This window comes from Pedobacter nyackensis (assembly GCF_032678475.1).
Lineage (GTDB): Bacteria > Bacteroidota > Bacteroidia > Sphingobacteriales > Sphingobacteriaceae > Pedobacter > Pedobacter nyackensis_A.
In genome coordinates this window covers 290,118-315,140 of the sequence record NZ_JAVTSF010000003.1, presented here as the reverse complement: position 1 = coordinate 315,140, position 25,023 = coordinate 290,118, and the positions used below count along the sequence as shown (strand labels likewise).

Sequence of the window (25,023 nt, the reverse complement as noted above, 5' to 3'; positions counted from 1 at the left end):
ACCAAAAATATAAAATTTATTTAGCATCAGTTCTTAACCAGTGTTCCAATCTCATCGCCATTTGCTATTTTCATGAAATTGCCTGTTTTATTCATATCAAAAACAATAATTGGCAATTTATTCTCTTCACAAAGGGTAAAAGCTGTCATATCCATTACGTTCAATCCTTTAGCATAAACCTCTTTAAAGGAAATCTCGGTATATTTAGTCGCACTAGGATCTTTTTCAGGATCAGCAGTATAAATTCCGTCTACACGCGTACCTTTTAACACCACATCTGCTTTTATTTCAATCGCGCGTAATGCAGCGGCAGAATCTGTAGTAAAATAAGGATTACCCGTACCAGCTCCAAAAATAACTACACGCCCTTTTTCAAGGTGACGTACAGCCCTTCTGCGGATAAATGGTTCGCAAATTTGCTCCATTTTAATGGCGGTTAACAAACGTGTTTTCAAACCAACTTTTTCAAGGGCATCCTGCAAAGCCATACTGTTAATTACAGTAGCCAACATCCCCATATAATCAGCTTGTGCACGGTCCATACCCGACTTTTCTGCACTTAATCCTCTAAAAATATTACCTCCACCAATAACGATTGCTATCTCAAGGCCTTTGTCATGTACCGCTTTAATGTCTTCAGCGTACTGTCTTACAACCTCATTATCAATTCCATATTGCTTTTCGCCCATCAGCGACTCGCCGCTTAATTTTAGCAGGATCCGTTTATATTTCATGGCTTCAAAAATAACTATTTGTTTTAATTAATAAGGGATCAAATGTACAAACCACCGACAAAAACTTTGCTCAGCTTAAGTTCCGGCGTCAATAACAGCATATTAGCATCATTACCTACCTTAAGCTGCCCTATTTTATCTTGAAGTCCGACCAATTTTGCCGGATACAAAGCAGCCATGTTCAAAGCATCATTTAAGGTTATTTCGCAATGTGATACACAATTTTGTACCGCCTGTAACATGGTAATATTAGAACCCGAAAGTGTACCGTCAGCGGTTACAAATTTGTCGCCCAAAAGCTGGTGCTGATATGGGCCGATATTACATTCGGTCACTGCATCTGTAATTAAAAACAGTCTTTCCTTCATTAGCCGCTGACTCATTTTAACCATTTCAAAATCCACATGGTTTCCGTCAGCGATAATACTCGCCATTGCAGTAGGATGATTAAATACCGCTACTGGCAAGTTTGGAGCTCTGTGATGAATCGAAGGCATCGCATTGAACAAATGTGTGGTTGTCGCAAATCCTTTGTTATACGCAGCCGTAGCCTCTTCAAAACTAGCATCACTATGGCCCAACGACAACACCACATTGTTATCCAATAAATGGCGGATTACTGCGTCGTCCTGAAGCTCGGCCGCCAGTGTCATCATTTTCACTGTGCCATCCGCATAATCCAGTAATCGTTTTACTTCATCAAGTCCGGCTTTATGAATATACGCTGCAATGTGCGCTCCTCTACGTTTAGCATTCAGATAAGGTCCCTCCAGATGCAGCCCCAAAAAGCCTTTAGCCTGAGTCCTGTAAGCTTTTGCCGCATCCAGAGACCGGTAAACAATCTCCATACTATTCGTAGCCACACAAGCCAGGAAACCTGTTGTTCCTTTACGCAGCAAATCATCATCCATTTGTCGCAAGGTTTCGGCTGTAGGATAAGCTGAAAAAAGAGGCCCACCGCTACCATATATCTGAAGATCGATAAATGACGGGCAAAGGAAATCTCCACTTGCATCAATCTGTTGATATCCTGCTGGTATTGGTTCGTTTGACAAGCGGGTAATCTTTCCGTCTTCAACCAAAACAGACTGATCCGTTAACAGTGCACCTTCTTTAAAGAGCTTACAATTTGTTATTGCAACCATACGGGTTATGTATTATGTATTTGCCCAAATATAAGGCAAAATGAATAGACGAGACGCTATAATCCGGTCGTCATCCTGAATTTATTTCAGGAGCCCGAACCTGCAACTCGGCTTTTCTCTCTAAAGGTCCTGAAATAAATTCTGGATGACGGTGCACATAATAAAGCGCAAAAAAAATGGCCTCCTGAAAACAGAAGGCCCTTCTAAAAAAATTAATTAAGTATTAAGCTCCTAATTGTACGCGTTTGAATGCAACAACAGTTAGATCTTTTGAAACATCATTTAAGAATTTACGCACATCTTTAGATGAATCTTTAACAAATTCCTGGTTTAATAAAGTACTGTCTTTGTAGAATTTATTTAATTTACCAGCAGCAATTTTCTCAACCATTTCTTCTGGTTTACCTTCAGCACGGATTTGCTCTTTAGCGATTTCAGTTTCGCGCTCAATAACTGTTGCGTCAACATCACCTTTATCTAAAGCTACCGGGCTCATTGCTGCGATTTGCATTGCAACGTCTTTACCAGCTTCATCAACACCTGCACCAGCTTGGTTTAAAGCAACCAATACACCTAAACGGTAGTTACCGTGGATGTAAGGAACTACTAATTCACCGGTAACAGATTCAAATTTAGAGATACCAATTTTCTCACCGATTTTACCAGTGTTTTCAATGATGATATCAGAAACTTTTTGTCCGTCAATTTCAAGAGCTAAAAGTTCTTCTAATGAAGCAGGGTTTTGCTCGATCGCTAAATCAGTAAATTTACCAGCTAAAGCAACGAAATCAGCATTTTTAGCAACGAAGTCAGTTTCGCAGTTTAACTCAACTACAACACCACGTTTGCCATCAGCAGTAGCTTTAGCAATAACAACACCTTCGTTAGAGTCACGATCCTGACGAGAAGCTGCTACTTTAGCACCTTTTTTACGTAAATAATCAATCGCAGCTTCGAAATCACCGTTAGCTTCGATTAACGCTTTTTTGCAGTCCATCATACCAGCACCAGTTTGTTGGCGCAATTTGTTTACATCAGCTGCAGAAATTTGTACTGTAGACATTTTATTTCTTTTTAAGTTTTTATCAAAAAATTAAGGGTTGTGCACGACTTGTTGTAGTATAAACTGCAACGCACCATACACAACCCAAATTATATCATTTAAGCTTCTTCGCTTGTACCTTCTTCAGTATCAGCTTCAACTTTTTTTCTTCTTGCACCAGGCGCAGCAGCTTCCGGAGTATCAGCAGCAGCTTTAGCAGCTACAGCTTCTTTTTCAGTTTCCTCGTCTTTTTCGCGTTTGCGCTCATCTAAACCTTCTTCAATTGCTTTGATGATTACATCAGTAATTAAAGAGATAGATTTAGTAGCATCATCATTCGCTGGAATAGGGAAATCGATGTTAGAAGGATCAGAGTTTGTATCAACCATTGCAAAAGTTGGAATGTTTAATTTCAACGCTTCACTAACAGCGATATGTTCTTTTTTAACGTCAATTAAGAAGATAGCAGCTGGTAAACGGTTTAAGTCCGCGATACCACCTAATAAGCTTTCTAATTTGATACGCTCACGCTGGATCATTAAACGCTCTTTCTTAGAAAGAATCGAATAAGTACCGTCTTTAGTCATTTTATCGATGGTAACCATCTTCTTGATTGACTTGCGTACAGTAGCAAAGTTAGTTAACATACCACCTAACCAACGTTCTGTTACGTAAGGCATGTTTACTTTTTTTGCTTGATCAGCAACGATTTCTTTAGCTTGTTTCTTAGTAGCTACGAAAAGAATCTTACGACCAGATTTAACGATCTGTTTGATTGCTGAAGCAGCTTCTTCAGTTTTAGTTAAAGTTTTATTTAAATCTATAATGTGGATACCATTGCGCTCCATGAAAATGTATGGGGCCATTTTTGGGTTCCATTTACGGGTAAGGTGACCAAAGTGTACACCTGCATCCAGTAAGTCTTGATATGTAGTTCTTGCCATTGTTTTGTCTCCTTAAGATTAACGTTTACTGAATTGGAATTTCTTACGTGCTTTCTTGCGTCCTGGTTTCTTACGCTCAACCATACGCATATCACGGGTCATTAACCCTTTAGCGCGTAATGCTGGTTTTTTCTCAGCATCTAATTCAACAATAGCTTTAGCAATAGCTAAACGAACAGCTTCTGCCTGACCTTTAACGCCACCACCGGCAACATTTACAGTTACATCATACTGACCAATAAGTTCTGCTACTTCGAACGACTGGTTAACGATGTATTGTAAAGGCAATGTTGGGAAATATTCTTTGTGATCTTTACCGTTTACGGTAATGGTGCCGTTGCCATCTTTTAAATAGATACGAGCAACTGCAGTTTTTCTTCTTCCTGAAGTATTAGTAACTGACATTTCTTCTTTAATTAAAGTTTAATGGTTTTTGGTGATTGCGCTGCGTGAGGATGCTCAGCACCAGCATAAACAAAAAGGTTTGTGTACAATTTTGCACCTAATTTAGTTTTAGGTAACATACCTCGTACAGCCTTCTCAACAACACGCTTTGGATGTTTCGCCATTAACTCTTTTGGAGAAATGAAACGCTGACCACCTGGATAACCAGTGTAAGAAATGTAAACTTTGTCGTTCATTTTATTTCCGGTCAACTTAATCTTGTCTGCATTAATAACGATAACGTTATCACCGCAGTCTACGTGTGGGGTGTACTCAGGCTTGTTTTTACCACGGATGATCATAGCGATCTTCGATGACAAGCGCCCCAAAATCTCGCCTTCAGCATCCACAACAACCCACTGTTTGTTAACAGTTTTTGCATTGGCAGAGACAGTTTTGTAACTTAACGTATTCACTTGCTTGTATTTAATTTGTTAAACAATTATTTATTCCCCTAAATTTTAGGGACTGCAAAGATAGATAGAAATATTTAATTACCAAACAGTTGACGAAATATTATTAAAAAATAAATGCCCCAACGTTTCCGTCGAGGCATTTCAATATGATTTATACTGTTATAAAACAGCCGACAAATTACGCTTTTTTGAAACGATCTGCTACTGCATCCCAGTTTACAACGCTCCAGAAAGCAGCGATATAATCAGGACGTCTGTTTTGATATTTCAGGTAATAAGCATGCTCCCATACGTCCATACCCAAAATCGGCGTGCCTTTTACTTCAGCAACATCCATTAAAGGGTTATCCTGATTAGGGGTAGAAGAAACAACTAATTTTTTATCTGCACCAACGCTTAACCAAGCCCATCCTGAACCAAAACGAGTTGCACCCGCTTCAGCAAATTTAGTTTTGAAATCTGCGAAAGAACCAAAAGCTGCATTGATTGCATCAGCAAGTTCACCTGTAGGCTCACCTCCTTTGTTTGGCCCAATAACTTCCCAAAACAAAGAGTGATTGTAATGACCACCACCATTGTTTCTTACTGCAGCAGGAAACTTAGAGATATTTTTAACGATTTCTTCTATGCTTTGGCTTGCCTCTGGCTTGCCTTCTAAAGCTTTATTTAGATTGGTAACGTAAGCCTGGTGATGTTTACCATGGTGAATTTCCATAGTTTGTTTATCGATATGCGGTTCTAATGCATCTGTTGCGTATGGTAACGCAGGTAATTCAAAAGCCATATTAATTATGATTAAAGTTTAAATAATATTTTAATTTATGCCTCATGGTTTCACATAATGAGGGCTTGCACAGCAAATATAACAATCAAGGGTTAAGTTTTGTTCAATACTTTGTCAAGTTTAACCTCTTTTATTTTCGAAGAACTTTTTCATCAAAGCACCACATTCCTCCGCAAGCACACCACTTTTTACAACTGTCTTAGGATGTAACAGGCTGGCGCCTTTAGTGGTAAAACCTCTTTTAGGCTCATTTGCTCCATATACCATCCTGCCAATCTGTGTCCAATAGCTGGCCCCTGCGCACATCACGCATGGTTCGATGGTTACGTACAGCGTACATTCCTTTAAGTATTTACCCCCCAGCGTTTGCGAGGCCGCTGTAAATGCCTGCATTTCGGCATGAGCAGTAACATCGTTTAACTGTTCAGTCAAATTATAGCCACGACCAACAATACGCCCCTTACACACGACTATCGCACCGATAGGAATCTCTTCCGCATCAAAAGCTTTTTGCGCCTCATGTAAGGCCAGCCGCATATAGTGCTCATCTTCTGCTCCCGGGTCCTCTCCCTCTGAAAAATTATAAAAACTCATGGCTCAAAGATAGCATTATATCATTTTACTACCGTTAGGCACTCGACCATTTAATGTCGTTAACACAATATTCCCGCTTTCATCAGCAAAACCTGTAACCAAAAACTCCGACATAAATTTTCCTATCTGTTTTCTCGGGAAATTTACTACCCCCACAATCTGTTTCCCGACCAGTGCTTCTTTTGTGTAATGTGCAGTAATCTGCGCACTACTCATCTTAATACCGAAATCTCCGAAATCAACTTTCACCTTATAAGCAGGCTTGCGGGCTTCCGGATAATCAAAAACCTCCAGAATTGTACCAGCACGTAACTCTACCTTTTCAAAATCATTCCAGGTTATCTCTTCCATATTCATTTATTAAAAATCTAAAACTATGAATAAAGATGTTCAAAACCAATCCTACCCCTACTTAAGAAGCACTTTCGTCTGCTTTTCAAAAAATTTAGCTCCTACGAGAAATCAGCAGCACTTTCGCCTTTTTTCGGCGAAAGGCTCAGTCTTCGAGGAGAATGCTCAATTTTTCCTTTACTTTTGCATCATGATCGATGTAATACTTAAAAAAGGCAAAGAAAAAGCCGCCGTACTGCGCCACCCATGGATTTTTTCTGGCGCGATAGACAAAATCAAAGGGAAGCCAGCTAATGGAGAAGTCGTAACGGTAAGATCCGCTGAAAAAGGATTTCTGGCATACGCTTATTACAACGATCAATCAAGAGTAGCACTACGTCTATTGGAATGGGATGAGAGTACCGCGATAGACAAAGACTGGTATGCTCAAAAAATTAAAAGCGCTATAGCTTCACGTTCACATGTATTAAACGAAGATACCAATACCTCCAGACTCGTATTTAGTGAGGCTGACTTTCTACCGGGACTAATTGTAGATAAATACGCTGACTTTTTATCCCTCCAGGTTTTGAGCGCAGGGATAGAAGCGATACAGGAAGACATCATTGATATATTAAGACAGGAATTAAACCCTAAAGGAATATTTGACAAAAGTGATGCAGGTGCTCGTAAACACGAGAACCTTGAGCCGGTACAAGGTTTGCTTTGGGGCGAAACACCTCCTGAATTTATCGAAGTAAAAGAAAATGGAGTTCTTTATCACATCAACATTGCCGATGGACAAAAATCGGGCTTTTACTGTGATCAGCGAGATAACAGACAGATCCTCGCTGCATATACAAAAAACAAAACTGTCCTGGATTGTTTCTGCTACAGTGGCGGTTTTACCCTGAATAGCCTAAAATATGAAGCGGCACACGTAACTAGTGTAGACAGCTCAGCTCTGGCTATTGAAACCTTAGCACACAACCTTGAATTAAATGGCTTTAGCAAGGATAAACAAAGCAGCATTCAATCGGATGTAAACAAACAACTCCGGGTGTTTAAGGATGAAGGAAAGACTTTCGACGTGCTTGTATTAGATCCGCCAAAATATGCACCGTCCAGATCAGCATTAGATCGTGCTGCGAGGGCCTATAAAGACCTAAACAGGCTTGGTATGTTACTACTTAAAAAAGGCGGTATACTGGCTACCTATTCTTGCTCGGGAGCAGTAGACCTGGAAACTTTTAAACAAATTATTGCATGGGCTGCATTAGATGCAGGTAGGGAAGTACAGATTATTAAGCAATTTCACCAGCCCGAGGACCATCCGGTTCGAATTTCTTTCCCTGAGGGTGAATATTTAAAGGGCTTGTTATTAAGAGTGCTGTAATATTATACTTCTGAGTAAAAAAATACGAGTTTAGAGCGACTTACCTACGAGTTTGAGGCGAGTCTGTACGAGGTGAGGCCGTTCAGCCAGTTTTAATTCACTTTTTTATATCAGCGATGGCAACTTATCTAGAAAAGAAGGCTCCTGGATCATGTTTTGAAGATCCAGGAGCCTTCTTTTTAACCCTAAGCAGATATTATAAACTATCGTCGTCCGGCAGTTTATCATACTCCCCTTTCATTGCATAATAGCCAAATATAACAAGCCCCGCACTGATGGGAATAAAGATGAACAATATGATTCCCCATTGCAGTGCTGTATTGGTCTTATGCACTCCTTCTTCTGCTAGCCCAATTTTTTCAAAGGCCTGCATAAACATGAATATCACGGATACCGGGCCCAATATGATCCAAACTAATCCTAATGCTTTTTTTAATGCGTTCATGAGCTTAATATTTTAAATTCGTTAATGACTTTCAGATTCAGTTTCGTTGTGATCAGGTCTTTTATTCGACAAATAAACCGCACCAATTAACAAACTTAACGCGGCAATACCAATAGGATACCACAACCCAGACAATGGCGTTGATCCGGAAAAACTAGCGATAAGCGTTGCGATAAACGGCACCAATCCGCCAAAAACCCCATTACCAACGTGATAAGGCAGGGACATTGACGTATATCTAATTTTCGTAGGGAACAATTCAACCAAGAATGCCGCAATTGGCCCGTAAACCATTGTCACCAATAAAATCTGAAAGAAAATTAAGAATACAAATTTCCAGAAAACAGGCGTAGATAGTTTTTTATCTTTATAAGCATCGGGCAATTCCGCTATGGGTTTACTGGAATCAGCAAACTTAGTGTGCGACTGGATTTTCTGGAAAGACATCCCATCGAGCAAAGTAACCGTTGACGAGGTACTAATCAGACTATCTGTGGTGCCAGCAATAGCCGTACGCGTAACTACCGGATTTGTGATTTCTTTAATATCGCGTTGTTCAATTTTTGTAACATCGGTATCGTCAAGAAAGATCTGATAAATGGGGCGGTAAAATATAACGCCAAGCAACATCCCAGCAAGCATGATCCACTTTCTTCCTACTTTATCACTCCAGGAACCAAAAATAACAAAGAATGGCGTCGCAAAGGCAATTCCCCATAACAAGATATACCTGGAATCGTTAAAATCGACATGGCATGTGTTTTCAATAAAAGACTGAGCATAAAACTGGCCTGTATACCAGACTACCCCCTGCCCCATAGTTGCTCCAAATAAAGCGAGTAATACCATTTTAAAGTTCGCCTTATTATTAAAACTTTCTTTTAATGGGTTTTTAGAAACTTTGCCTTCGGATTTCAATTTGGTAAACATCGGTGATTCATGCATTTTCAACCTGATATAGATAGAAACACCAACAAGTAAAATGGAAAGCAGAAACGGAATTCTCCAGCCCCAGTCCGCAAAACTCTCAGCGCCCACAAAATTCTTGGTTAACACAATGATACCCAGCGACAGGAATAATCCTCCTGTTGCAGTAGTTTGAATCCAGCTGGTAAAAAATCCTCTTTTATTCGCGGGTGCATGTTCTGCCACATAAGTTGCCGCTCCACCATACTCTCCTCCAAGTGCCAGTCCTTGTACCAATCTTAAAATTAACACTAAAATCGGTGCGGCATAGCCTATACTAGAATAGGAAGGAATTAATCCGATTAAAAATGTCGAACCTCCCATCAATACGAGCGTAAGTAAAAAAGTGTATTTCCGGCCAATAAGATCTCCCAATCTTCCGAAGAATAGTGCTCCAAAAGGGCGTACAATGAACCCAGCGGCAAAAATAGCCAGTGTATTGATTAAAGCTGATGCGCCTGCATCTGCAGGAAATAATTGTGATCCTATAATAGTAGCAAGACTTCCAAAAATATAGAAATCGTACCATTCGATTAGCGTCCCCAGTGACGAGGCGCCGATAACTTTAAAGATACCGGTTTGTTGTGGTTCCTGGCTCATATTTGGTTTAAAAGGTTGACTTAAAAATTAAATCTACAATTTATTCCGAAGTTTGAGCAAAGCATTTTCGTAAAAATGTTAAATGAATTAAACGTTTTTTTACAAAATAGAAATGTTTAAGCGATTTTATTTACAAAATGGCATTATCATTAAATAATGCCATTCATCAAGTCAAGAGTTATTCTTCGTCCCTGAAGAAAACTTTGTAATAGTTCATTGATTTATCATCATCAAAACCTTTTTCAATCAGCTCCTTGTCGCCATGAATATAAATATGAAAGTTCTTATCCAGCTTTAATACGCTTTTATAAGCCCTTGCTTGTTTTTTTACCGCAGCCCCGGAAATATCAAAGCTGTCTGGAATTGGTTGATCAAACTCTTCTTCGAAGCTCTTTTTATAATTTTTAAAGGACTCAATCCCTTCGGCGTTACCAATAACTTCGTTAGAAAACTCTTCCAGGTCAAAGCTTTCCTTCTCTTTGAAATATTTCATCGACTTATTTAATAAGTCAATTTTATCGGCTTTAGAAATATCAAATTCCTCATCAAGCTTCTCCGTTACAAAGCTTTTGTAAACACCCAAAACACCTGCAGTTTGATTAAAACTGTCATTTCTGATTTTAAGCTTTAAAAATTCATCTTTCCAATAAACAGCTTCAGCACTTCTTTGATCAATTACAGCAACTTTGAAACCTTCTTCCTTGTCAGTGTTAAAGATCAAACAGCCTTTATCTAATTTATTGATATTGACGGCTTCCTGTTCGTAGGATAAGCCAAAACCATCCTGTTCTGGAAAGACTTTTAAATAGCTTTCTTTTGTTTCCGATTTAAACACTCCAATGGCATCATGAAGCTCTCCTTCTATTTGCACATTCTCAAAATACGCAACATATAACTCTCCAGATTTAATTTTCGGATGACCAGAAACATCATATAGGTACTTAGCCAGTTGTTTGCTATTTTCATGAAAAGTCTCCCCATTTGCAAATATCTCTGTAGCGAAATGATAGGCTTCATTCAAATTCAAATCGCCATTTGGATGTATAAACCGATAGACCTCATTTACCTTTTCATAAGGACTCAGAAAATACTGTTGCAATAAATTGCTTAACGTAATGTCCCTGATCGCAATGGATTTTTCAGACAATACGTAAAATTCATCCTCGGACTTATTTCCGATACGGTGTATAGATAGTTCGGCCAATGAGGCCTCAAAAAAAGAAATCATTAATAAAATTAGTCTATTGTCTCGTTTTCGTTAGGTGTATTCCGCAGTTCAACTGGCTTCTGCGCATTTTTCTTCATTTTCAGGTTTAGCATTTCAACCAGAATTGAGAATGCCATCGCGAAATAGATGTATCCTTTTGGTATATGTTGATCCAGACCTTCAGCCAATAAAGAAACTCCAATCAGCAATAAGAATGATAATGCAAGCATTTTTACCGTTGGGTGGTTGTTCACAAAATTACTGATTGCACTTGCAGATACCATCATGATAATTACAGCAATAACTACCGCAGTGATCATAATCTCTACATGTTCCGCCATGCCAACTGCCGTAATTACAGAGTCTAATGAGAAAACGATATCAAGTAGTAAAATCTGAACAATTACGCCACTGAAGGAGTACACCTTACCTTTAAGTTCTTTCTCTTCTTCGCTTTCCAGCTTGTCATGAATTTCATGAGTACTTTTATAGATCAGGAACAGCCCTCCTATAATCAGGATTAAATCCCGGCCTGAAATTGCTAGTTTATCCAACCATTCTGCATCGGTGATATTTATCAGGGTACCTAAATTAAATAGCGGAGTTGTGAGGGTCATCACCCATGTTAATGACAAAAGCAACAATACCCGGGTAATCATAGCTAAAGCCAAACCTATTTGCCGCCCCTTTTTCTGCTGATGGGCAGGTAGTTTTCCTGACAGAATAGAGATAAAAATAATGTTATCTATTCCTAAAACAATCTCAAGAATCGTTAGGGTTAAAAGCGAGATCCATGCCTCTGGGCTACTTAAAAGTTCCATGTGTAAAAATAATGTATGCGAAGATATAAAAACAATATTATAATCTGAGCTTCCCTAATTCATCTGTCATTGCAATATTTTCAAAATAAACAGCCTTTCTTGAAATATTTCCAATATAACATGCTAAATTGATTGAGGTTTGAAATATGTGGTTCAAAATGAATATTTTTGCCACTTAATACTTTAATAATAATGTTAAGAACAACTACTTGCGGTGCTTTAACCATTAAGAACCTGGGAGAAAATGTAACCCTGTGTGGCTGGGTACAGAAATCAAGAGATTTAGGCGGAATGACTTTTATAGACATCCGTGACAGATACGGCATCACCCAATTGGTTTTCAATATGGATGATAACCGTGAATTGTGTGAAGCAGCCCGTAATTTGGGACGCGAATTTGTAATTAAAGCAACTGGGGAAGTAGTTGAGCGCTCGAACAAAAACCCTAAAATGTCAACTGGCGATGTTGAAATAAAAATTACAGCCCTCGAAGTATTAAATGCAGCGAAATTGCCCCCGTTTTTAATTGATGATGAGACTGATGGTGGTGATGATCTAAGGATGAAATACCGTTATTTAGATTTACGACGCAATCCGGTGCGCAATAATATGATCATAAGACATAAAATTGCCCAGGCTGTCCGTCGTTATTTAGATGGATTAGACTTTATCGAGGTGGAAACACCTGTATTGATCAAATCGACACCTGAAGGCGCCCGGGATTTTGTTGTACCAAGCAGAATGAATGCAGGCGAATTCTATGCCTTGCCTCAATCACCTCAAACCTTTAAGCAATTATTGATGGTTTCTGGTTTTGATAGATATTTTCAGATCGTTAAATGCTTCAGAGATGAGGATTTACGCGCGGACAGACAGCCTGAGTTTACCCAGATTGACTGTGAAATGTCGTTTATTGAACAAGAAGATATATTAAACACTTTTGAAGGACTGATCCGTACGTTATTTAAAGAGATCAAAGGCTTTGACTTACCTGAAGTTCCAAGAATGCAGTATGCCGATGCTATGCGTTTATATGGTTCTGATAAACCAGATACCCGTTTCGACATGCAGTTTGTAGAAATGAACGAGGTAGTAAAAGGTAAAAATTTCCCTGTTTTTGATCAGGCAGAACTTGTTATTGGCATCAATGCTAAAGGCTGCGCACAATACACAAGGAAACAAGTTGATGAATTAACTGACTTTATCAAACGTCCGCAGATCGGCGCAACAGGCTTAATTTACTTAAGACATAATGAAGATGGATCTTTAAAATCATCAGTAGATAAATTTTACAACGAAGAAGAACTTAAAAAATGGTCGGAGACCCTAAACACCCAACCTGGGGATTTAGCGTTACTAATGGCAGGAAACACTGAAAAGGTTAGAAAACAATTGAGCGAACTACGCCTGGAAATGGGTAGCCGTTTAGGTCTTCGCGACAAACAAACATTCAGCGCTTTATGGGTACTTGACTTTCCTTTGCTGGAGTGGGATGAGGAAACTGAACGCTATCATGCCATGCACCATCCTTTCACTTCTCCGAAGCCAGAGGATATTGCTTTGCTTGACACCAAACCCGGCGAGGTTAGGGCAAATGCTTATGATATGGTTATCAATGGAACTGAAGTAGGCGGCGGCTCTATCAGAATCCATGACAGGGCTTTGCAGGCATTAATGTTTAAGCACCTTGGTTTCTCTGCAGAAGAGGCCCAAAAACAATTCGGGTTCTTAATGGATGCATTTGAGTTCGGTGCTCCTCCTCATGGTGGTATTGCTTTTGGTTTTGACAGGTTGTGCTCCATCTTTGCCGGTCTGGACAGTATTCGTGACGTAATTGCCTTCCCGAAAAACAACTCAGGCAGAGATGTAATGATCGATAGTCCTTCCACAATTGACGAGAAACAATTGAATGAATTAAAAATAAAGTCTACGCTTTAATTCTAAAGCATAAAAAAGAGCTTCATGACATCATGAAGCTCTTTTTTATGCTTTATTAATACGTTTCGCTGTCTGGAGGAATCCCATAGTCTACATATTGAGGTAGATTTTGTTCTTTCTTCTTTTTAGAAGTGCTAAACCAGGACTTTACAGAATTGAATATCGCAGACAAGTGTTCTGCATCCAACGTTTTGCCGACTTTATTAGAAGCCAGACCAACCAGAGTTTTAGTTAAAAACCCTGAACCTTTAAACAAAGTAGTGTTCATTAAAAAGGGCAGTACCATAGACATAATACTGCTGCTTATGTTCAGTTTATCATCAATTTTAAGAAACGCTGAAGGAGTAGCATACTTCTTAATCAATCCACCTAAAGTAAACTGCTTAAGATAGCTCTTACTGTCTTCTAACAACAAATCTCCCTTTACCTGATGCTCAGCCTTCAGACTGTTCACCATGGCGTGCAGCTCTTCTAAATTATTTATGTTATATCTTCTGCTCTTCTTCTTCATCCTTATCAGCCAGTTTATTAAAATAGTTTCTGATGGTAAAGTTAATTATCGCCTTTTCTATATACTTGTCTTTAGCATAGTATACAATAAGCGCTAAAAGGAGATAGATCATAGCAACACAACCAAATCCGCGCGCATAACTGCCTAGTATATCAGATAAAAACAAAGCTAAAGTAAGGGTACCAAACAAAAAGGCTAAAACAAAACAGATGATTACTGCTGCATTAGTTACGATGTCTGCAAATATTTTTGAGACCTTTTCTACCAGGTACAACCTGGTATACTCTACCCTGGTATCTACGTAGTCCTTGGCGTCGTCAAACAAATCTTCGATACTCTTTTCTTTATTCTCCTGCATTATTAAGTAGTTTTCGCGAAGTTTTTAGGCGTGTTCCAAATCATCATCAACAAATTCGTCCTCAGACTGACGAAGTTTGCTTTTAACAGAGGTAACAACTTTGTCTTTTAAGTTATTAAGGTTATTGATCTCATCCGCAGCCTTATCTTTGATGGAGTCACCAAGGTCTTTTAGAGACTGGCTTAATCTATCTCTCGTTTCACTTCCTTTTTCCGGAGCAAATAGTAAGCCCAGTGCAGCTCCGGCAGCCAAACCAGCCAATAGTCCAACTAACACTTTTGAATTATCATTCATAATATTTAAATTTTGTGGTTAACAATATATTAATTTATCCGGGACACCATTATTATAACTCCCCGTGCTCAGAAATTGTTTTAATTCTTTCCAATCTTTCCGAAGCCATTGAGCTTGTTTCGAATATTTTAATCAATAAAATAAAATATGATAACAAGAGCGGACCAAAAACCAGTCCAAGTATTCCGAATAAGGGTATACCAATAACTACGCCAATTACAGTAATAATAGGGTGAATATTTCCAACTTTTTTTGCAATAATAAATCTAAGGATGTTATCTATGTTGATCAGGACTACAAAGCCGAATATTAACATCGCCCATGCAGCAAAATTGTTACCATTTGCCATCTGAATTAATGCTGCAGGGACAAATATTACTGGCGGTCCTAATATCGGAACGAAAGAAATAAAGGTCGTAATGACTCCCCAAAATATAGGATCGGTATAACCCAATATATAAAAAGCAAGACTTAATAAAGATCCCTGCACCAATGCAATAAAACCTTGTCCAAGTACATTGGCGTAGGTAGTGTTACGCATCTCTTCAGCAAATCGTTGTGAATTTTGAGCCCTGAATGGCGCATACTTTATCAGCGCATTTTCAAAACGTTCCCGCTCTACCAACATAAAATACAATAAAAAATACATTAGCATAAGCCCCAGAACAATGTTAAAAGCTCCTGAAATTAAAGAGGGGAATAATTCCGTAGCCCAAACACCAACCTTTTTAAGTCCATCGCCTATTAACGCCTGTATATCATCTCCAACAGGTACCAAATGTTGAATTTTAAAAACCAGATCCTTGAAATAAGCCGGATCATTTTGCAGTTCGGCAATCTTTTCAAGTACCATAGCACTTAATGCGTAAAACGGCAGAATCAAGACGACCACAGAGACAATCAACAATAAAACGGCAGTAAAATTTTTATTCCATTGTTTTTCTTCAGCCAGGTAAATATATGCCGGTCGCAGAATGGTAAATAAGACAAGCGTACTTAGAATAGATCCGAAAATTCCTTGTAAAGAATATGCAATTAAACATCCTAATGCTATAATTATAACCAGGTTAATATTATTTCGCTGCTTATAGTTGAATATTGACATATATAACCGATGTTATTTTTCGAGGTTAATGGCTCTCATTTTATTGTAAAGTGTTTTACGATCGATATTTAAAATCTTTGCCGCCTTCGTTTTATTAAAATTAACCTCCCTTAATACTTTCAGGATAGCTTCGTATTCCGCTTCCAGCGCTGCATTTTTTAGATCCCGTGGCTTTTCTGTGCGTGACATAGTTGACTCTATTGCATTCGCCTTAGCATAAGTGGATATTTCCAGAGGAAGCGCTTTCAATTGAATCTCCTGTGACTCAGTGAGTAAGGTAGCGCGTCTGATTACATTTTTCAACTCCCGTACGTTACCCGGCCAGTTATAAGTTAAAAAGCACTCCTCTACTTCTTGTGAAAAGCCTAATACACTGCGTCCAAGCTCCTGATTTGCTACTTCAAGGAACGTATTGGCAAAGATCAGGATATCTCTTCCACGTTGACTTAAAGGCGGAAGATCAATGGAAAATTCGTTAAAACGGTGATACAGATCTTCCCTGAATTTTCCCTTCTGAATAGCATTAGCCAAATTTTCGTTGGTAGCTACAATAATCCGGACATCCAGATCAATTTCTTTGGTACTCCCTATTCTTTTGATTTTACGCTCCTGAACTGTCCTTAACAAAGCTGCCTGAATATCATAGGACAGATTCCCTACTTCGTCCAGAAAAAGCGTGCCTCCATTGGCCATTTCAAAATGGCCAATTTTTGTATACAGCGCACCTGTAAAGGATCCTTTTTCATGTCCAAAAAACTCACTCCCTGCCAATTCCTTTGTTAAGGAACCACAGTCCATCGCCACAAATGGGTTGTCACGTCTTGGGCTATTTAAATGGATTGCTTTTGCAACGGATTCTTTCCCTGTACCACTTTCTCCAGTTAAAATTACACTATAAGAAGTAGGGGCAACCAACTGGATCTGTTTCAACAATTGTTTGGAAGCATTGCTTTGTCCGGCAACAAAATTATCAGTTTGACTGTATATCTGCTTTTGAATCCTTTGCTTCGGCGTCTCAGAAATTTCTGCAGGCGGCCCGGCATTTAGTGCAATCTGAGTTTCTATAGATTTATTAATCGTATTTAAAATCTCATCCGGGTAGAGCGGCTTAGTTATATAATCATATGCTCCAAGTTTAATCAACTCTACAGCAAGCTTAATATCTGAATACCCGGTGATGATGATTACTCCGGTTCTAGGATACTTTTCTTTGATTCTGATCAGCATCTCTTTCCCGTCTGTATCTTCAAGCCGATAATCGCATAAGACTAAATCGTAATACTCTTTGGACAGATATTCCATCGCCGAAACACCACTTGTAGCTGTTGAAACGCTAAAGTTATTTCGCGTTAAAAATTTAGACAACAGTATCCCAATATTTATTTCGTCGTCAACAATCAATATTTTTCTCATAAGTATTTATTGAATAATACTGAGATAAATATAGAGAGTTTTTTTGTTATGGGAAATATTCTCTACACTTTTCGCGAGACCATTCCCACAAAGAGATATAAAACTTACGCTAGAAAAAGGCTCGGGCATAAAAAAACAGCCATCAGGCTGTTTTAAAGACTATTTTCCAGAAAAGACAGGTTTTCGCTTCTCTAAAAAAGCGGAGGTTCCTTCTTTAAAATCTGCTGTGTTAAAACACTTCCCAAATTCTTTAATTTCAATTTCGAATCCATTTACACCAAAATTGTTTGTAGAATTGACAGATTTTATTGCAGCGGCAACCGCTAAAGGGGCTCTTAATTTGATCTTGCCCAGCAGTGATTCTGCTTTCGCAATTAGCTCCGCCTGTGGAACAACGTGATTAACCAGTCCTACCTTCTCCGCCTGATCCGCTGATATCATCTCGCCTGTTGCGATCATCTCCAACGCTCTTCCTTTACCAATCACTTGAGTCAATCGTTGCGTGCCACCATATCCTGGAATTAAGCCAAGAGAAACTTCAGGGAGCCCCAGCTTTGCATTATCAGAAGCAATACGAATATGACATGCTAAAGCTAGTTCAAGACCACCGCCTAACGCAAAGCCATTAATGGCTGCAACAATAGGTTTTGGACAGTTTTCCATCGCATTAAAAACCTGCTCCTGACCGTTTCGTGCCAACGCTTCTCCCTGCTCCCCATTATAATCTGAAAATTCGGAAATATCTGCTCCGGCAACAAAAGCCTTTTCGCCAGCTCCGGTTAAGAGTATTCCTCGCACCTCATCTTCGCCGGTTGCATACGAAATTACATCGGCCAGCTCTGCCAGCGTCTCCTTATTTAAAGCATTTAATTTATGTTCCCGGTTGATGGTAACATATAAAATCTGTTCTTTTAATTCCGATAGAATGTTTTTATAGATCATGTTCTAAAAATTTCGGTGCTCAGCAACCCAGTTTTTAATATAGTTAACGATAGTCTCCATTGTAGTACCCGGCGCAAACAATTCGCCCACACCAATCTGTTTAAGCTTTTCCATATCTCCCTCTGGTATAATCCCACCACCGGTAAGCAAAACATCCGATACATTTTTTTGCTTCATAATGTCAATGATTTTTGGGAAGACCGTCATATGCGCTCCAGATAAGATGGAAACACCTATAGCATCTACATCTTCCTGTAATGCTGCATTGACCACCATCTCCGGTGTCTGACGCAATCCTGTATAAATCACTTCCATACCAGCATCTCTTAAAGAAGTTGCGATTACTTTTGCACCGCGATCATGACCGTCCAATCCAACCTTCGCCACTAAAACCCGAATGGGCCTTTTTAATGCATTGCTCATATTTTATGCTAATAAGTAGGCTGTAAATGTAAGTAAATTAGCGGTTTTATGTTAACTTTGGCCTAAAAATTACAGCTTATATGAGTGAGGAAAGATCATTGAACTTTATTGAAGAGATCATTGAGAACGATTTAAATAGCGGAAAATACAAGACATTAATTACCCGTTTTCCACCTGAACCTAATGGATATTTACACATTGGCCATGCCAAAGCTATTTGTTTAAACTTCGGTTTAACAAAAAAATATGGAGGTTACACCAATCTTAGGTTCGATGATACCAATCCAGTAACAGAAAAAACTGAATATGTTGACAGCCAGCAGGCGGACATTAAATGGCTTGGCTTTGAGTGGAAAAATGAACTTTATACTTCTGATTATTTTGATACGCTATATGGTTTTGCTGTTAAGCTGATTGAAAAGGGATTAGCCTATGTAGATCATAGTACCGGAGAAGAAATTGCTGAATTAAAAGGTACTCCTACTGAACCTGGCAAAGATAGCCCATACCGGAGCCGCAGCATTGAAGAAAACCTGGATCTGTTTACCCGCATGAAAAATGGTGAGTTTGCAGACGGCGTATGTACGTTAAGGGCAAAGATAGATATGACAAGTCCGAATATGATCATGCGCGACCCTGTAATCTATCGTATTAAACATGCAGAACATCACCGCACCGGAAACAAATGGTGTATTTACCCGATGTATGATTTTGCACATGGTCAAAGTGACAGTATAGAAACCATCACCCACTCTATTTGTACGCTTGAATACGTTTCGCATAGAGAATTGTACGACTGGTGTATTGAAAAACTGGAAATATATCCTTCAAAACAATACGAATTTGCACGCTTAAACCTTTCATATACCGTAATGAGCAAGCGTAAATTGCTTCAACTGGTCAATGAAGGAATGGTATCTGGATGGGATGACCCAAGAATGCCAACTATAAGCGGGTTAAGAAGAAGAGGTTATACGCCTGAGAGCATCCGTGAATTCTGCGAACGCATTGGCGTTGCAAAAAGAGAGAACATGATCGAGCTTAGCCTGCTGGAATTCTGCGTACGTGAACATTTAAATAAAACGGCTAATCGCGTTATGGCGGTTTTAGATCCCATAAAATTAGTAATCACCAATTATCCGGAAGGACAAGAAGAAATGCTAATCGGAGAAAATAACCCTGAGGCAGAAGATAAAGGTGGCAGAAGAGAAATTCCTTTTGGGAATGAACTATGGATTGAGCGGGAAGATTTTATGGAAGAACCTGCAAAAAAATGGTTTAGACTGGCTCCTGGGGCAATGGTACGTCTTAAACATGCATATATCGTTAAATGCGAAGACTTTGTAAAGGATGCGGATGGTAAAGTAACCGAAATACATTGTTCCTATATTCCGGAATCTAAAAGTGGTGAAGACACTAGCGGAATTAACGTAAAAGGAACCATCCACTGGGTTAGTACTAAACACGCTAAAAGTGCCGAGATAAGAATGTACGACCGTCTGTTTACAGTAGAATCTCCAGATAGCGAAGAAGGCGATTTTAAAGACTACCTGAACCCAAACAGCATGGAAGTAATCAAACAGGCATATATAGAGCCTTACCTGGCAACAGCGAATAAAGATGCACGTTATCAGTTCATCAGAAAAGGCTATTACTGCCTGGACAAGGATTCAACACCAGAAAACCTCGTATTCAACCGAACAGTATCTTTAAAAGATACCTGGGCAAAGGGGAATAAATAAACATAAGAGGCGCTTTAAAGGCGCCTCTTATGTTTACATGTATTTTTTATATAGATTAAACAAAATCAGTTTATCTGCTTGTGTGAGTACCTGAGTAACATCTGTCTGCACAAAATGTAACTTAAATGCCCCGATAGCTGCTGCTAAGTTACGCGTATCATAACCAATAACTCTTAATGCCAGCTCAGCATTAAAATCTTCCGGAGGCAGATTTAAGATGTCATCATACCAAAGTCCCAGTCCTTTTTTTGCCAGTACCTTCCAGGGGAAATTCTTCGGATCAACCTTTCTTCCCGGTGCAATATCAGAATGGCCTATAAAATTCGCAGTAGGAATATTATAGCGCTTTTTAAGCGTTTCAAGTAATATGACCAAACTTTTAATCTGCACATCAGTAAAAGGCTCATCCACGCCATTATTGTCCAGCTCAATGCCTATTGAAGAAGAATTCAGATCGCTATTATTGCCCCATTTACCAATACCGGCATGATTAGCACGCAGATAATCATTCACCATTTGTACCACAACACCATCTTTTCCGACTATATAATGTGCACTAACTTCGCTTTTTCCTTTTACCAGAAAAGTATTTATGGTCTGCTGTGTAGAATTCTGTGCGGTATGATGGAGTATTACAAAATTTGGCTTCCGGATACCAAAATTAACAGAGCCTACCCAGGACTGCTGAGCTACGTCAATACCAGGGATTTGTTGTTCTGGCGGCGGCACAGTCTTAATGATTTCCGAAAAGCCCTTTGCCTTGTTCTTATATATTTTCTCTGTAGCTGCATACTTACTTGTAGAACATGCTACAAATAACAATGAAGAAACAATTGTCAACCCAACGTTTGAAAATTTATTGTATTTAGCCATATGGAGTAGATAGAAGCCGTGAAATTACTATTTTTTACTATTTTAGTCGCAAAATATTCGATATATGAATCCAGCACAACCTTGTTGCTGCTTCATAACCAGTAAAACAACTAACACATGAAACACATTAACAAAGCAACTGTTTTTATTGCCGGATGCTCAATTATGTTGGGGATAGCATCTTGCTCCAATCCCAAAGGGAATACCAACCAGGCAACCAAACACACTTCAGCAGAAGACAGTCTTCAAAAATATGTTAATGAACGTCTGGACATTTACGAAAAGGTGAAATTAACCACCAATCTGAATGATCTAACGGCCAACGAAAGAAAAATATTGCCCTTATTGATACAAGCCGCCCAAATTATGGACGAATTGTTCTGGAAACAGGCTTACCCACAACGCGACAGCCTGCTTAACACCATAAAAGATGAAAAGGCCAGATCCTTTGTAATGATCAACTACGGTCCATGGGATAGATTAAATGGTGACAAGCCCTTTATTTCAGGAATCGGGCCAAAACCAGATGCATCGTCATTTTATCCCGCTGGTATGACGAAAGAAGAATTGAAAAATTCTGATGTAAAAGACAAATACGGTCAATATTCAGTTATAAAAAAAGACAGTACAGGAAAGCTCAGTTCTATTCCTTATCATGTTTTATATGCTACAGAACTGCAACAGGCTTCCAGTCTGCTAAAACAAGCAGCATTGCTTGCGGAAGACGCTGGCTTAAAAAAATACCTGAACTTACGTGCCGACGCATTAGTTACCGACAATTACACAGCAAGTGATTATGCATGGCTGGATATGAAAACCAACAACCTAGACATTATCATTGGTCCAATTGAAAATTATGAAGATAAGCTTTTTAATGCCCGCGCTTCATATGAAGCTTATGTGCTTATAAAGGACAAAGTTTGGAGTAAAAAACTTGCCAAATATGTGAGTATGCTACCTCAGCTGCAACAAGGCTTACCTGTTGATGCCAAGTATAAAAAAGAAAAACCTGGCACTGACTCTGAATTAAACGCCTATGATGTAGTCTACTATGCTGGAGATTGTAATGCTGGGTCCAAAACAATTGCTGTTAACCTCCCAAATGACGAAGTTATACAACAAAAGAAAGGCACAAGGCGTTCGCAGTTAAAGAATGCTATGAAAGCCAAGTTTGATAAGATTTTGATGCCTATCGCCAACGAACTAATAGACAAAGACCAGCTTCAGCACATTAATTTTGACGCCTTCTTTGCAAACGTGATGTTTCATGAGGTAGCACATGGCCTTGGCATAAAAAACACAATAACTGGTAAAGGCTTTGTTAAAGAAGCACTTCAGGAACAATATTCTTGGTTGGAAGAAGGTAAAGCTGATGTATTGGGACTTTATATGGTGACGGGATTACTTAAAAAAGGTGAGCTGGAAGGAGATATTAAACAATTCTACACAACATATATGGCAGGTATCCTTCGTTCCGTAAGATTTGGCGCAGCCAGCGCGCATGGGAAAGCCAACATGCAGTGTTTTAACTTTTTCAAGGAAAAAGGAGCATTCATCAGAAACGAGAATGGCACCTACCAGGTAGATTTTGCTAAATTCGAAGATGCAATGAACAAATTGAGTAGCCTCATCATTACCCTTCAGGGCAACGGAGATAAAGCTGCAGTTGAAAAAGTTCAACGTGAAAAAGCGGTAATTACACCAGAACTACAGGCTGATCTGGATAAATTAACCAAAAGAGGTATTCCTGTTGATATTGTTTTTGAACAGGGAGTAGATGTTCTTGGTGTTAAATAGTTAAATGCTTATTGATAATTCCTTCAAGCTCTTCAATATCGAAAGGCTTGGATAAATATCCATCAGCACCTGCCTGATCTGCCAGGGACTTCACATCATTATTGGCAGAGAAATAGATTACAGGTATATTTTTTAATTGCGCATGGGCCTTCAGGGCCCTTGTTGCATCTATACCACCCACATCCGGCAACCAGTTGTCCATAAAAATAATATCAGGAGTGTAAGCCATTACCTGATCTATAATATTGTTAGATGTTGATGATGTTTTAATGTCATAACCCGCATCCTCCAAAATGATGGTACATAGTTCTAAAATGTCTATGTTGTCGTCAAACACGAATACCTTTTTATTCTTAATCATTTTTATTTAGATGTTAGGATAACAAATTTATAAATTCTGCAATAGCTTCTATAGGTAAAACCTGATCTATTTTAACATTTAATTTTGCCTGCATAGGCATGTAGGCAACCTGAGCAGATTCAGGGTCTTGAATTAAGGTCATTCCACCCCATGCTTTCACACTTTTTAAACCGTTTACACCATCCGAATTTGATCCGGAAAGTAATAAACAAGCTAACTTAGTTTTATACACCTCTGCGGCTGTCTGAAAAGTAGCATCAATAGCAGGTCTAGAATAATTTATTTTCTCCGAATAATCCAACGAGAAAGTTTCATCCTGTTCAATCAGCAAATGATAGTCAGACGGCGCAATATAGACTGTCCCTGCCACGATCTTCTCTTTTTCATCTACTTCCTTAACCGCTAATTTTGTTCGCGTAGAAAGCAGCACAGGCAACAATGAGTCGACACCATGCTTTCTGTGTACAACAACGATAATAGGAAACGGGATATTAACATTAACGTCTGGAAGTACTTTTAACAACACCTCCAGGCTACCTGCAGAACCTCCTATGATAAATGCTTTACATTTCATTAGCCAACCTTTCTCCAAATTTTTTGTCCCGCTAACCTTTTATATTTTGGGGTAATCCTCGAAAACTCAATCGTTTCTTTCGACCCGAGTGCGAGATAGCCAAGGTCTTCCAGGCTACTATCAAACAAATCGAGCACTTTATGCTGCAAATCCCGATCAAAATAAATCAGTACATTTCTACATAGAATCAACTGAAACTCATTAAAAGAATGATCAGACACCAGATTATGCGTTGAAAATATAATTTTCTGCTTTAAGTCATCATTGAACTTAGCTAGCGAATAACTTGCAGTGTAATAACTTGAAAAATCATTTTTCCCCCCAGATAAAATATAATTTTCTGAGTACTGTTTCATTTGACTCATTGCAAACATACTTTGACCAGCCTTTTCCAAAACTGTCGGATTAAGGTCTGTGGCGTAAATCAAGGACTTATGCAATAAGTTTAATTCCTTTAAAATAATAGAGATCGAGTATGCTTCTTCTCCTGTAGAGCAGCCCGCCAACCAAATACGAATAAAAGGATAGGTACCTAACTTCGGCAAAACGTCCTCTCTCAGAGTCCTGAAAAAAGAGGGGTCCCGAAACATCTCAGTCACATTAACTGTGATCTGCTCTACAAAGCGCTTAAAATAGACCTGATCGTCTAAAATCTTATATCTGAATTCCGCAAAGCTCAAGGCCTTGTCCAAAGAATAAAGTCTTGCAATACGTCTTTTCAAAGATGCCTTTGAATAACCTGTAAAATCATACCCATACTGTTCCAAAAGGTCGGAAAGTAGAATTTCTACATGTTGATCTGTTATTAAAGGTAAATCCAAGAG

Annotated in this window: 28 protein-coding genes; 4 read left to right on the top strand and 24 right to left on the bottom strand. The window is 38.9% G+C overall.

Translation table 11 applies throughout. The features are described from left to right. Positions 1-26: 26 nt before the first annotated feature. From pyrH to R2Q84_RS12340, 9 genes are all read right to left on the bottom strand, one after another. On the bottom strand, positions 27-734 hold the full coding sequence (gene pyrH / locus R2Q84_RS12380; protein ID WP_316816857.1) for a UMP kinase: 708 nt from the start codon (positions 732-734) through the stop codon (positions 27-29). Positions 735-772: 38 nt separating this feature from the next. After that, on the bottom strand, positions 773-1,879 hold the full coding sequence (gene nagA, locus R2Q84_RS12375) for an N-acetylglucosamine-6-phosphate deacetylase (protein WP_316816856.1): 1,107 nt from the start codon (positions 1,877-1,879) through the stop codon (positions 773-775). A 223-nt stretch (positions 1,880-2,102) separates the two neighbouring features. Beyond that, positions 2,103-2,942, bottom strand: a complete 840-nt coding sequence (tsf, locus tag R2Q84_RS12370) for a translation elongation factor Ts (protein ID WP_316816855.1) — start codon at positions 2,940-2,942, stop codon at positions 2,103-2,105. 98 nt (positions 2,943-3,040) lie between these two features. Next, entirely contained in the window at positions 3,041-3,865 is an 825-nt protein-coding gene (gene rpsB / locus R2Q84_RS12365; RefSeq protein WP_316816854.1) for a 30S ribosomal protein S2, read from the bottom strand. An 18-nt stretch (positions 3,866-3,883) separates the two neighbouring features. Then, entirely contained in the window at positions 3,884-4,270 is a 387-nt protein-coding gene (gene rpsI, locus R2Q84_RS12360) for a 30S ribosomal protein S9 (protein WP_316816853.1), read from the bottom strand. An 11-nt stretch (positions 4,271-4,281) separates the two neighbouring features. Then, positions 4,282-4,725, bottom strand: coding sequence for a 50S ribosomal protein L13 (rplM, locus tag R2Q84_RS12355; protein WP_316816852.1), 444 nt, complete (start codon positions 4,723-4,725; stop codon positions 4,282-4,284). 178 nt (positions 4,726-4,903) lie between these two features. Beyond that, a complete protein-coding gene (locus tag R2Q84_RS12350; protein WP_316816851.1) occupies positions 4,904-5,509 on the bottom strand; it encodes a superoxide dismutase in 606 nt (201 codons plus the stop codon). 120 nt (positions 5,510-5,629) lie between these two features. Then, positions 5,630-6,103 carry a nucleoside deaminase gene (locus R2Q84_RS12345; protein ID WP_316816850.1) on the bottom strand — a complete coding sequence of 158 codons (474 nt, stop codon included), beginning with the start codon at positions 6,101-6,103 and terminating at the stop codon, positions 5,630-5,632. A 15-nt stretch (positions 6,104-6,118) separates the two neighbouring features. Continuing rightward, a complete protein-coding gene (locus R2Q84_RS12340) occupies positions 6,119-6,454 on the bottom strand; it encodes a tRNA-binding protein (RefSeq protein WP_316816849.1) in 336 nt (111 codons plus the stop codon). 190 nt (positions 6,455-6,644) lie between these two features. Here R2Q84_RS12340 and R2Q84_RS12335 point away from each other — a divergent pair, with 190 nt between their 5' ends. Then, the gene (locus R2Q84_RS12335) at positions 6,645-7,829 is read left to right on the top strand and encodes a class I SAM-dependent rRNA methyltransferase (protein ID WP_316816848.1); all 1,185 of its coding nucleotides are present in this window, start codon (positions 6,645-6,647) and stop codon (positions 7,827-7,829) included. 196 nt (positions 7,830-8,025) lie between these two features. Here R2Q84_RS12335 and R2Q84_RS12330 read toward each other — a convergent pair whose 3' ends face one another. The 4 genes from R2Q84_RS12330 to R2Q84_RS12315 all read right to left on the bottom strand — a co-directional run bounded on the left by R2Q84_RS12330 (position 8,026) and on the right by R2Q84_RS12315 (position 11,868). Next, positions 8,026-8,274, bottom strand: coding sequence for a DUF6814 family protein (locus R2Q84_RS12330; protein ID WP_316816847.1), 249 nt, complete (start codon positions 8,272-8,274; stop codon positions 8,026-8,028). A 21-nt stretch (positions 8,275-8,295) separates the two neighbouring features. Further along, positions 8,296-9,840 carry an MFS transporter gene (locus R2Q84_RS12325; RefSeq protein ID WP_316816846.1) on the bottom strand — a complete coding sequence of 515 codons (1,545 nt, stop codon included), beginning with the start codon at positions 9,838-9,840 and terminating at the stop codon, positions 8,296-8,298. Positions 9,841-10,018: 178 nt separating this feature from the next. Continuing rightward, positions 10,019-11,068 carry a nucleoid-associated protein gene (locus tag R2Q84_RS12320; RefSeq protein ID WP_316816845.1) on the bottom strand — a complete coding sequence of 350 codons (1,050 nt, stop codon included), beginning with the start codon at positions 11,066-11,068 and terminating at the stop codon, positions 10,019-10,021. An 8-nt stretch (positions 11,069-11,076) separates the two neighbouring features. Next, entirely contained in the window at positions 11,077-11,868 is a 792-nt protein-coding gene (locus R2Q84_RS12315; protein WP_316816844.1) for a TerC family protein, read from the bottom strand. A 192-nt stretch (positions 11,869-12,060) separates the two neighbouring features. Here R2Q84_RS12315 and aspS point away from each other — a divergent pair, with 192 nt between their 5' ends. Next, positions 12,061-13,806, top strand: coding sequence for an aspartate--tRNA ligase (aspS, locus tag R2Q84_RS12310; protein ID WP_316816843.1), 1,746 nt, complete (start codon positions 12,061-12,063; stop codon positions 13,804-13,806). A 55-nt stretch (positions 13,807-13,861) separates the two neighbouring features. Here aspS and R2Q84_RS12305 read toward each other — a convergent pair whose 3' ends face one another. The 7 genes from R2Q84_RS12305 to R2Q84_RS12275 all read right to left on the bottom strand — a co-directional run bounded on the left by R2Q84_RS12305 (position 13,862) and on the right by R2Q84_RS12275 (position 18,852). Next, a complete protein-coding gene (locus tag R2Q84_RS12305; RefSeq protein ID WP_316816842.1) occupies positions 13,862-14,317 on the bottom strand; it encodes a hypothetical protein in 456 nt (151 codons plus the stop codon). Continuing rightward, positions 14,292-14,675, bottom strand: a complete 384-nt coding sequence (locus R2Q84_RS12300; protein ID WP_316816841.1) for a phage holin family protein — start codon at positions 14,673-14,675, stop codon at positions 14,292-14,294. The genes R2Q84_RS12305 and R2Q84_RS12300 overlap by 26 nt, the downstream gene beginning before the upstream one ends. Before the next feature lie 24 nt (positions 14,676-14,699). After that, complete coding sequence (locus R2Q84_RS12295) at positions 14,700-14,969, bottom strand: YtxH domain-containing protein (RefSeq protein WP_316816840.1); 270 nt, start codon at positions 14,967-14,969, stop codon at positions 14,700-14,702. 52 nt (positions 14,970-15,021) lie between these two features. After that, positions 15,022-16,074 carry an AI-2E family transporter gene (locus tag R2Q84_RS12290; RefSeq protein ID WP_316816839.1) on the bottom strand — a complete coding sequence of 351 codons (1,053 nt, stop codon included), beginning with the start codon at positions 16,072-16,074 and terminating at the stop codon, positions 15,022-15,024. 12 nt (positions 16,075-16,086) lie between these two features. Next, a complete protein-coding gene (locus R2Q84_RS12285; protein WP_316816838.1) occupies positions 16,087-17,487 on the bottom strand; it encodes a sigma-54 dependent transcriptional regulator in 1,401 nt (466 codons plus the stop codon). Positions 17,488-17,646: 159 nt separating this feature from the next. Continuing rightward, positions 17,647-18,429, bottom strand: a complete 783-nt coding sequence (locus R2Q84_RS12280) for an enoyl-CoA hydratase/isomerase family protein (RefSeq protein ID WP_316816837.1) — start codon at positions 18,427-18,429, stop codon at positions 17,647-17,649. Between the two features lie 3 nt (positions 18,430-18,432). After that, entirely contained in the window at positions 18,433-18,852 is a 420-nt protein-coding gene (locus tag R2Q84_RS12275; RefSeq protein WP_316816836.1) for a cobalamin B12-binding domain-containing protein, read from the bottom strand. Between the two features lie 80 nt (positions 18,853-18,932). Between R2Q84_RS12275 and R2Q84_RS12270 the strand changes: the two genes are divergently transcribed. After that, a complete protein-coding gene (locus R2Q84_RS12270; protein WP_316816835.1) occupies positions 18,933-20,594 on the top strand; it encodes a glutamine--tRNA ligase/YqeY domain fusion protein in 1,662 nt (553 codons plus the stop codon). A 33-nt stretch (positions 20,595-20,627) separates the two neighbouring features. Here R2Q84_RS12270 and R2Q84_RS12265 read toward each other — a convergent pair whose 3' ends face one another. Then, complete coding sequence (locus R2Q84_RS12265; protein WP_316816834.1) at positions 20,628-21,467, bottom strand: N-acetylmuramoyl-L-alanine amidase; 840 nt, start codon at positions 21,465-21,467, stop codon at positions 20,628-20,630. A gap of 117 nt (positions 21,468-21,584) precedes the next feature. On the opposite strand from R2Q84_RS12265, the gene R2Q84_RS12260 reads away from it, so the two are divergent. After that, complete coding sequence (locus R2Q84_RS12260; protein WP_316816833.1) at positions 21,585-23,264, top strand: dipeptidyl-peptidase 3 family protein; 1,680 nt, start codon at positions 21,585-21,587, stop codon at positions 23,262-23,264. On the opposite strand, the gene R2Q84_RS12255 is transcribed toward R2Q84_RS12260, so the two are convergent. From R2Q84_RS12255 to R2Q84_RS12245, 3 genes are read right to left on the bottom strand one after another with little or no spacing between them, the layout of a single operon-like run. Further along, positions 23,257-23,625, bottom strand: a complete 369-nt coding sequence (locus R2Q84_RS12255; protein WP_316816832.1) for a response regulator — start codon at positions 23,623-23,625, stop codon at positions 23,257-23,259. The two genes, R2Q84_RS12260 and R2Q84_RS12255, sit on opposite strands and share 8 nt — an antisense overlap. A 13-nt stretch (positions 23,626-23,638) precedes the next feature. Continuing rightward, positions 23,639-24,199: a chemotaxis protein CheB gene (locus R2Q84_RS12250; protein WP_316816831.1), complete on the bottom strand. Its 561-nt coding sequence runs from the start codon at positions 24,197-24,199 to the stop codon at positions 23,639-23,641. Continuing rightward, entirely contained in the window at positions 24,199-25,020 is an 822-nt protein-coding gene (locus tag R2Q84_RS12245) for a protein-glutamate O-methyltransferase CheR (RefSeq protein ID WP_316816830.1), read from the bottom strand. The genes R2Q84_RS12250 and R2Q84_RS12245 overlap by 1 nt, the downstream gene beginning before the upstream one ends. Positions 25,021-25,023: the final 3 nt, after the last annotated feature.

What these genes read in the sequence shown, in the direction of transcription:
- pyrH (WP_316816857.1), bottom strand. Translation starts at nt 734, where the DNA reads ATGAAATATAAACGGATCCTGCTAAAATTAAGCGGCGAGTCGCTGATG.
- nagA (WP_316816856.1), bottom strand. Translation starts at nt 1,879, where the DNA reads ATGGTTGCAATAACAAATTGTAAGCTCTTTAAAGAAGGTGCACTGTTA.
- tsf (WP_316816855.1), bottom strand. Translation starts at nt 2,942, where the DNA reads ATGTCTACAGTACAAATTTCTGCAGCTGATGTAAACAAATTGCGCCAA.
- rpsB (WP_316816854.1), bottom strand. Translation starts at nt 3,865, where the DNA reads ATGGCAAGAACTACATATCAAGACTTACTGGATGCAGGTGTACACTTT.
- rpsI (WP_316816853.1), bottom strand. Translation starts at nt 4,270, where the DNA reads ATGTCAGTTACTAATACTTCAGGAAGAAGAAAAACTGCAGTTGCTCGT.
- R2Q84_RS12350 (WP_316816851.1), bottom strand. Translation starts at nt 5,509, where the DNA reads ATGGCTTTTGAATTACCTGCGTTACCATACGCAACAGATGCATTAGAA.
- R2Q84_RS12345 (WP_316816850.1), bottom strand. Translation starts at nt 6,103, where the DNA reads ATGAGTTTTTATAATTTTTCAGAGGGAGAGGACCCGGGAGCAGAAGAT.
- R2Q84_RS12340 (WP_316816849.1), bottom strand. Translation starts at nt 6,454, where the DNA reads ATGGAAGAGATAACCTGGAATGATTTTGAAAAGGTAGAGTTACGTGCT.
- R2Q84_RS12335 (WP_316816848.1), top strand. Translation starts at nt 6,645, where the DNA reads ATGATCGATGTAATACTTAAAAAAGGCAAAGAAAAAGCCGCCGTACTG.
- R2Q84_RS12330 (WP_316816847.1), bottom strand. Translation starts at nt 8,274, where the DNA reads ATGAACGCATTAAAAAAAGCATTAGGATTAGTTTGGATCATATTGGGC.
- R2Q84_RS12325 (WP_316816846.1), bottom strand. Translation starts at nt 9,840, where the DNA reads ATGAGCCAGGAACCACAACAAACCGGTATCTTTAAAGTTATCGGCGCC.
- R2Q84_RS12320 (WP_316816845.1), bottom strand. Translation starts at nt 11,068, where the DNA reads ATGATTTCTTTTTTTGAGGCCTCATTGGCCGAACTATCTATACACCGT.
- R2Q84_RS12315 (WP_316816844.1), bottom strand. Translation starts at nt 11,868, where the DNA reads ATGGAACTTTTAAGTAGCCCAGAGGCATGGATCTCGCTTTTAACCCTA.
- aspS (WP_316816843.1), top strand. Translation starts at nt 12,061, where the DNA reads ATGTTAAGAACAACTACTTGCGGTGCTTTAACCATTAAGAACCTGGGA.
- R2Q84_RS12305 (WP_316816842.1), bottom strand. Translation starts at nt 14,317, where the DNA reads ATGAAGAAGAAGAGCAGAAGATATAACATAAATAATTTAGAAGAGCTG.
- R2Q84_RS12300 (WP_316816841.1), bottom strand. Translation starts at nt 14,675, where the DNA reads ATGCAGGAGAATAAAGAAAAGAGTATCGAAGATTTGTTTGACGACGCC.
- R2Q84_RS12295 (WP_316816840.1), bottom strand. Translation starts at nt 14,969, where the DNA reads ATGAATGATAATTCAAAAGTGTTAGTTGGACTATTGGCTGGTTTGGCT.
- R2Q84_RS12290 (WP_316816839.1), bottom strand. Translation starts at nt 16,074, where the DNA reads ATGTCAATATTCAACTATAAGCAGCGAAATAATATTAACCTGGTTATA.
- R2Q84_RS12285 (WP_316816838.1), bottom strand. Translation starts at nt 17,487, where the DNA reads ATGAGAAAAATATTGATTGTTGACGACGAAATAAATATTGGGATACTG.
- R2Q84_RS12280 (WP_316816837.1), bottom strand. Translation starts at nt 18,429, where the DNA reads ATGATCTATAAAAACATTCTATCGGAATTAAAAGAACAGATTTTATAT.
- R2Q84_RS12275 (WP_316816836.1), bottom strand. Translation starts at nt 18,852, where the DNA reads ATGAGCAATGCATTAAAAAGGCCCATTCGGGTTTTAGTGGCGAAGGTT.
- R2Q84_RS12270 (WP_316816835.1), top strand. Translation starts at nt 18,933, where the DNA reads ATGAGTGAGGAAAGATCATTGAACTTTATTGAAGAGATCATTGAGAAC.
- R2Q84_RS12265 (WP_316816834.1), bottom strand. Translation starts at nt 21,467, where the DNA reads ATGGCTAAATACAATAAATTTTCAAACGTTGGGTTGACAATTGTTTCT.
- R2Q84_RS12260 (WP_316816833.1), top strand. Translation starts at nt 21,585, where the DNA reads ATGAAACACATTAACAAAGCAACTGTTTTTATTGCCGGATGCTCAATT.
- R2Q84_RS12255 (WP_316816832.1), bottom strand. Translation starts at nt 23,625, where the DNA reads ATGATTAAGAATAAAAAGGTATTCGTGTTTGACGACAACATAGACATT.
- R2Q84_RS12250 (WP_316816831.1), bottom strand. Translation starts at nt 24,199, where the DNA reads ATGAAATGTAAAGCATTTATCATAGGAGGTTCTGCAGGTAGCCTGGAG.